Source organism: Micromonospora sp. NPDC047812 (assembly GCF_040704175.1).
GTDB lineage: Bacteria > Actinomycetota > Actinomycetes > Mycobacteriales > Micromonosporaceae > Micromonospora.
Genome location: NZ_JBEYRY010000018.1, coordinates 35,148 through 41,283, shown reverse-complemented (window position 1 = coordinate 41,283; position 6,136 = coordinate 35,148). Strand labels below are relative to the sequence as shown.

General features: G+C 73.0%; 4 protein-coding genes. 1 reads left to right on the top strand and 3 read right to left on the bottom strand.

Features of this window, described 5'->3' with window-relative positions:
• Positions 1-1,748: AMP-binding protein (locus tag AB0883_RS30065; protein ID WP_366644657.1), on the bottom strand; the 1,748-nt coding region annotated here is incomplete at its 3' end.
• A gap of 1,065 nt (positions 1,749-2,813) precedes the next feature.
• On the opposite strand from AB0883_RS30065, the gene AB0883_RS30060 reads away from it, so the two are divergent.
• Positions 2,814-4,004: an ATP-grasp domain-containing protein gene (locus AB0883_RS30060; protein ID WP_366644656.1), complete on the top strand. Its 1,191-nt coding sequence runs from the start codon at positions 2,814-2,816 to the stop codon at positions 4,002-4,004.
• A 198-nt stretch (positions 4,005-4,202) separates the two neighbouring features.
• On the opposite strand, the gene AB0883_RS30055 is transcribed toward AB0883_RS30060, so the two are convergent.
• Both AB0883_RS30055 and AB0883_RS30050 read right to left on the bottom strand, forming a co-directional pair.
• A complete protein-coding gene (locus AB0883_RS30055) occupies positions 4,203-5,243 on the bottom strand; it encodes a 3-dehydroquinate synthase family protein (protein ID WP_366644655.1) in 1,041 nt (346 codons plus the stop codon).
• Positions 5,224-6,060, bottom strand: a complete 837-nt coding sequence (locus AB0883_RS30050; RefSeq protein ID WP_366644654.1) for a hypothetical protein — start codon at positions 6,058-6,060, stop codon at positions 5,224-5,226. Before AB0883_RS30050 ends, AB0883_RS30055 begins: the two co-directional genes overlap by 20 nt.
• Positions 6,061-6,136 lie beyond the last annotated feature (76 nt).

The window sequence follows — 6,136 nt, the reverse complement described above, 5'->3', positions numbered from 1 at the left end:
CCGTACGGGTCGGTGACGAAGCGTTGGGCGGTGAGTTCGGGGCGGTTGAGGTAGCCGTCGGCGACTCCGAAGCCGGTGATGAGGATTTCGCCGGGAACACCCATGGGGACGAGGTCGAGCGCGCCGTCGACGACGCGGATCTGCCGGTTGGGCATGGGCCAGCCGATCGGCACGTACGCCCCGCCCCAACCTGCCGACGCGTCGAACCACGAGCACGCCACGGCGATCTCCGCCGGCCCGTACGCGTTCACCACCCGCGTACCGGCCGCCAGCCACCGCTGGGCCAGCTGCGGCGGGACGGCCTCGCCGCCGAAGATGATGCAGCGCAGACCCGGGCAGGCGGCCGGGTCGAGCGGGGCGACGTTGGTGGCCGGTCCGAACGTGTGCGTGACGTCGTGGGTGTTGATGAGTTCGGTGAGCCGGCGCGCGTCGAGCAGGTCGTCGCGGGAACAGACGACGACGCGGCCACCACCGGTGAGCGTCGCGAAGATCTCCCCGAAGGCGGCGTCGAAGACCGGTGCCGCCGAATGCAGCATCCGGCTGTCGGGGCCGATGGCGCACTCGTCGGTCATCCACGCCAGGAAGTTCGTCAGCCTCTCGTGCGTCAGCACGACACCCTTCGGCGTACCCGTCGAACCCGACGTGTAGATCACGAACGCCGGCGCGGACGCCGGCACCACCGGCAGCTCCACCGGCTCACCCGACTGCACCACCGGCCAGTCGTCGTCCAACGCCACCACCGACACCCCGTCGCCACAAGGAACTCGGGGCGCCACCGCACCTACGGTCAGCACCACCCGCGCGCCGTGGTCGGCCAACAACACGCGCATCCGCTCCACCGGCCACGACACGTCCATCGGCGTGTACGCGGCACCCGCCCGCAACACCGCAGTCGTCGCCACCAACGACCACAGCCCGCGCTCCAGCGCCAGCGACACCACGTCACCCGCGCCCACACCCAGCGACCGCAGATACGCCGCCAGCACGGCCGACCGGCGGTCCAGCTCCCCGTACGTCAGCACCTCCCCGCCCGCGACACCCGCCACCGCCTCCGGCGTGCGCCGCGCCCACTCCAGCACCAACTCGTGGATCGGCTGACCCGGCACCTCACGCACCGGACCCCGGCCCCACGCCAACAGCCGTTCCCGCTCCGCGTCCCCCAGCAGCGGCAACGCCGACAATCCCACCTCCGGCCGCGCCAACCCGGCGGAGACCAGCACCACGACCTGATCCACCAGACCCCGCACCCACTGCGCCGAGAAACCCTCCGCCGCGTAGTCCACCCGCAGCGCCGACCCGTCCGACGCCACGCCGACCACGAGGTCGACGTCCACCACGTCCGGCCCCGCGTCCACCACCGGGGCGTCCACCAGCCCCAGCACCACCGGACCCACCGGCTCCCGGCCCACGGCCACCGGCGCCGCCAGCGCCGAGCGCACCCGCGTCACCAGCTCGGGGAAACCCGGATCACCCGCCACGTCCACCCGCAGCACCGATCCGCCGCCACCGGACGACAGGCCCACCACCACCTGCTCCTGGGCCGTCCAACGGGCCAGGACCGCCACGAGGCCCGCCACCACGACGTCGCCGGCCGGCCCGACGCCCGGCGACCAGGAGGGCAGCACCCGGTGCACCGAGGCGGCCCGCGCCGGCCACACCGTCGGCCGGCGCAGATCCCCCACCAGGTCCAGCGCCCCGGCGTCGACGGCGCCGTCCACGGCCCGCGCACCATCGAACCCGACAGACATCAGCTCAACCTCCGATCGAAAGGGGGTGACCGGAGGGCGCGGGGCCCCGGTGCCGCACCAGCGGGCGCACTCCGGTCGGCGCGGCAGGGGCGGTTCGCGGGCGCCGCGGCCGATTCGTGTGGGCGGGCGCGGACGGCGGTGCGACCCCGACGGGGTCACCGTCCGGATTCCGGGTCGCCGGCACGTCGTCGATCGAAAGGAGCAGGTCGGTGCCCGATCCGATCACCGGCGCCTCCCGTCCATCCGGGGCGCCGCGCACCCACATTCGTTCCCCGTCCGGTGCAATGAAAAAGGGAACGACGAACCGATGGGGCCCGACCCTACGAAGCGCGGTGGAGCGGCGTACACCCCTAGAGATCCACGCGTCGACCCCTAGCGTGACGGCCGGAGATTCCGGCCGGGGACCGCCGAGGATACGTCCGCGGTAATGACCGGCCGCCGGGCGGCGTCCGGCCCAGCCGCCGCCGGGTCGGCAATTTGTGCTGGTCAGTGTGGTGTTTGCCGGCGACGCTCGATCGGGATTTCGGCCTGATGCCACAACATTTCAGCGAGAGCACACGCGGCTATATCTTTTCTATAGTGGATGGTTGGTGCCCTCCGAGAGGGTCGATGCACGAATGTCCGGTTTCGACGGAGAACGATCCCGAGGGCTTCTCCGAAAACGGCTATTCGGTCAGCCCGGGTCCAGGGTTCGGATCGGAGAATTGGCGATGCCGGCGGCGGAAAGGGCCGCCCACGGTCGGCTGACCGGCCCATCCCGGGGAAATGAGGATTGACTATGCTTTCCCGATCATGACCCAGTCGGTGACTGGCAATTCAGCCACCGCCTGTTGGTGTGCACCTTGCCGAACGCAGCGCTGACCACAAGCCAGCCCGCTGCCTGGCCGGTCCAGTCAGGGACCGTCCGGTCGGTGCACGCGGTACGCCCGACTCTCGTGGCCGAGCGGCCTCATCAGGACCGGGAGCGCACGCATCCGTCCACGTTCTCCGCTGTTCGTGGTCGTTGCGCACCCGGACTCCGTGCCACCCCGAGGCCCTTTGTGGGCCGGCATGTCAGGAGATCCAATGGATGGACCTATCCAGGTGCAGGTGTTCGCCCACGACGGGGTGGTCCTGGCCCGGCCACCCGATCCGGTGACGACCGCCGGCAGCCGCTATCTCGCGGGTGCGGGCGCCGCCCTGTACAACGGGCTGGACATGATCACCGGTCTCCACCTGACCCTTCCGCACCAGGCGTCGGCCATTTGCAGCACCGGCTCCAGCGCGGAAAAGTCGCTGCGTCTGCTCAGCCGGTGCGGTCTCAAGACACCGAGTGATCTGCGCGAGTTCCGCTCCGGCGCGCAGGCGGTGCAGTTCGCCCGGGACGCCGCCGAGCGGGGCGAGACGCTGGAGTTCCAGTTCCCCCCGCACGATCCGCAGCTGCGGGCCGCGCGCGCCCGGGTGTCCCCGGACCTGCTGGCCCGCCTCAACAACAAGACCACCCTGGAAACACTGATCGCACCGGAATACCTGCCCCGTCGCCAGGTCGCCACCCCCGCCGAGGTGCGCCGCATCGTGCAGCAGGACCGGCGGCCGGCGGTGGTCAAACCGGCCGGCGTCGAGGTGTTCAGCGGAATCGCGATCTTCACCAGACGGTTGCAGGACCGGCGGCACCGGGCACTGTTCAACCAGCTGGAACAGGTCAGCGATCGGTGGATCGTCGAGGAGGAGGTGCCCTTCCGGACGATCTGGGGAATCCAGTTCGGCGTGACGGAGAGCGGAGCGGTGCACTACTTCGGTGCGTCCGTACACCTGCCGCAGCCCACCTCGACGTGGGTCGGTTGTGTGCTGGACGACGACCAGCCGCCGGCGGAGCTGATCGAAGCGCTGACCGTAGGGGTCCGAAAGGCCAGTGCTCTCGGGTACCGGGGGTACTGCTCCTTCGACGCCGGGATCGGTCGGGACGGCGAGCTGCGGGTCATCGACCCGAACTTCCGGGTCAGCGGGGCCACCTCGTCGGTGCTGCACCGCAGCTCGCTGCTGGGGCAGCACCCGTGCGCCATGACCACGTTCTTCTCGCTGCGCCCCGGCGTCGACGCCGAGCCGATCCTCGCGCCGTTCATCGACCGGGGGCAGTTCGTCGCGTTCATGCACCACGACCCGGCGGAGACGGACAACGGCCCGCTGCCGGCGACCATCGTCGGCATGGTCGGCGCCGCGGACCGGTACGCCTGCGGGGTGCTGGTCGCGCAGATCCAGCGGGCGCTGGGCGGTTGACGCGTCGTCCCCCGGGCCGTGGTGGCGGTCCGGGGGACGGCCCGCCGTCGCCCGTCGGCCGCAGCGGCGTCGGTTCCGTGCCGGGCGAAACTCCGTGCGCGGTCGCCGGCCTCACCCGTGCCGAGCCGATCCTCCGCGCCCTGCTCGGACGACGGCCCACCTGGGCCGGGCTGCCGGCCGTGGTCGGGGTGCCCGTCGCTACATGCCGGCCAGCGCGGTACGCACGGCGGGCTCCGGGACGTCGGCGACCAGTTCGGGCCCGGCCGGGCCGTCCAGGACGAAGGACAGGCCCGAGGTGGCCTTCTTGTCCCGCCGCATCAGCGCGACCAGCTCGTCGTGGTCGACGCCGCCGGGCAGCGCGGTGTCGAGGCCGTAGCCCGCCACCACCTCGCGGTGCTCGGCCACCCGGTCGGCCGGGACGCGGCCGAGGACGCCGGCCAGCCGCCCCGCGAAGACCGTGCCGACGCCTACCGCCTCGCCGTGCCGCAGGCCGAAGTCGGTGGCCCGCTCCAACGCGTGCCCCAGCGTGTGACCGTAGTTGAGGATGTGCCGCAGACCGGAGTCGCGCTCGTCGGCGGCCACCACCCGCGCCTTCAGCGCCACGCAGGCGGCGATCTGCTCCGCCACCGGGCGGTCGCGCAGCTCGCCCGCGCCGATGAAGTGTGCCCGGGCGATCTCCCCGTAGCCGTTGCGCCACTCCCGCTCCGGCAGCGTGCCCAGGTGCTCGGTGTCGCAGAGCACCGCCCGGGGCTGCCAGTACACCCCGACGAGGTTCTTGCCCTCCGGCAGGTTGACCGCGGTCTTGCCGCCGACGCTGGCGTCGACCTGGGCGAGCAGCGAGGTCGGCAGGTGGATCACCGCGACGCCCCGGTGGTAGAGGCCGGCGGCCAACCCGACCACGTCCGTGGTGGTGCCGCCGCCGCAGGAGACGACCGCGTCGGCGCGGGTCAGCCCGAACTCGGCGAACGCCCGGCAGAGCTGCTCGACCGTGGCGAGGTTCTTGTCGTGCTCGCCGTCGCGGGCCGGCACCACCCGGTGCGGCACACCCGGGTCGGGCGTCCACTCCGGCGGCCGGGCCGAGACCACCACGACCCGGCGCGCGCCGATCCGCGCCACCTCCGCCGGCAGCCGGTGGCGCACACCGGGGCCGATCAGCACCGGGTACGCGCGCTCGCCGAGCGCCACCTCGATGCGGGCCGGCTCGGCGGGGGAGCAAGGGTCAGGTGCGCACGCGTGCATGTGGCTGCTGCCTCCTCGGGACGACGGGCACCGGCGCGGCGGCGACCGGGCGTTCCCGGACCATCGACAGGCGCAGCGCCAGCGCGGCCAGCGAGTCGACGTCCGGCCCGATGCCCCAGCGGTCGTGGGTGAGCTGGGCGTGGTGCGCCAGCAGGAAGCCCGACGGCGTCGCCGGGTGGTTCCGGCCGACCACGTCGGTCACCCGGTCCAGGTAACGCTGCCAGGCCACGGCGATCTCCCCGCACAGCGGCAGGTCGCCGGCCGCCAGGACGATCTTCTCCGCGCCGGCGTCCGCCTGCGCGGCCAGGTCCCGCCGCTGCGCGCCGGAGAGCCGCTGGCTGCGCTCCTGCCAGTGCAGGAAGAGGAACGCCAGCCGGTCGGCCGCCGGCACCAGCCCCGTCAGGTACCGCAGGTGCGCCACGGCCAGCGGCAGCTCGACGCCGGCCAGCCAGGGAGTGTCCCCGCCGAGCAGGGTCAGGGCCAGGTCACTGCCCGCCGACGCGAGCGGGCCGCCCCGGGCGGCGTCGCGCACCACGTGCCGGTCGGCGGCGAAGGACACCCCCGGGTCGTACGCGAGCAGCCGCGCCCGTACCACGTCGAGCGCGGCCGGGGCGGCGTGGAAGCCGAGGCTCACGTGTGGCCCGGCGGGGGAGCCCGCCGGGTCGAAGAACCAATCCATGCCCGGATCGGCCCGGCGGGCGGCGGCGACCAGCGCGGTGAGGACCCTTCCGACCAGCTCGGTCACCCGCGTCTCCGGGCACCCGTCGGCCGGCACGGCCGAGCGGGCGAACAACCAGCAGCGTTCCAACGACGGCACCTCGGCTGACGGGCGGGTGGAGCACAGGACTCGACGGTCTGCGGGGGTCGCCCCATCATCGACCTGCGGCCCGTCC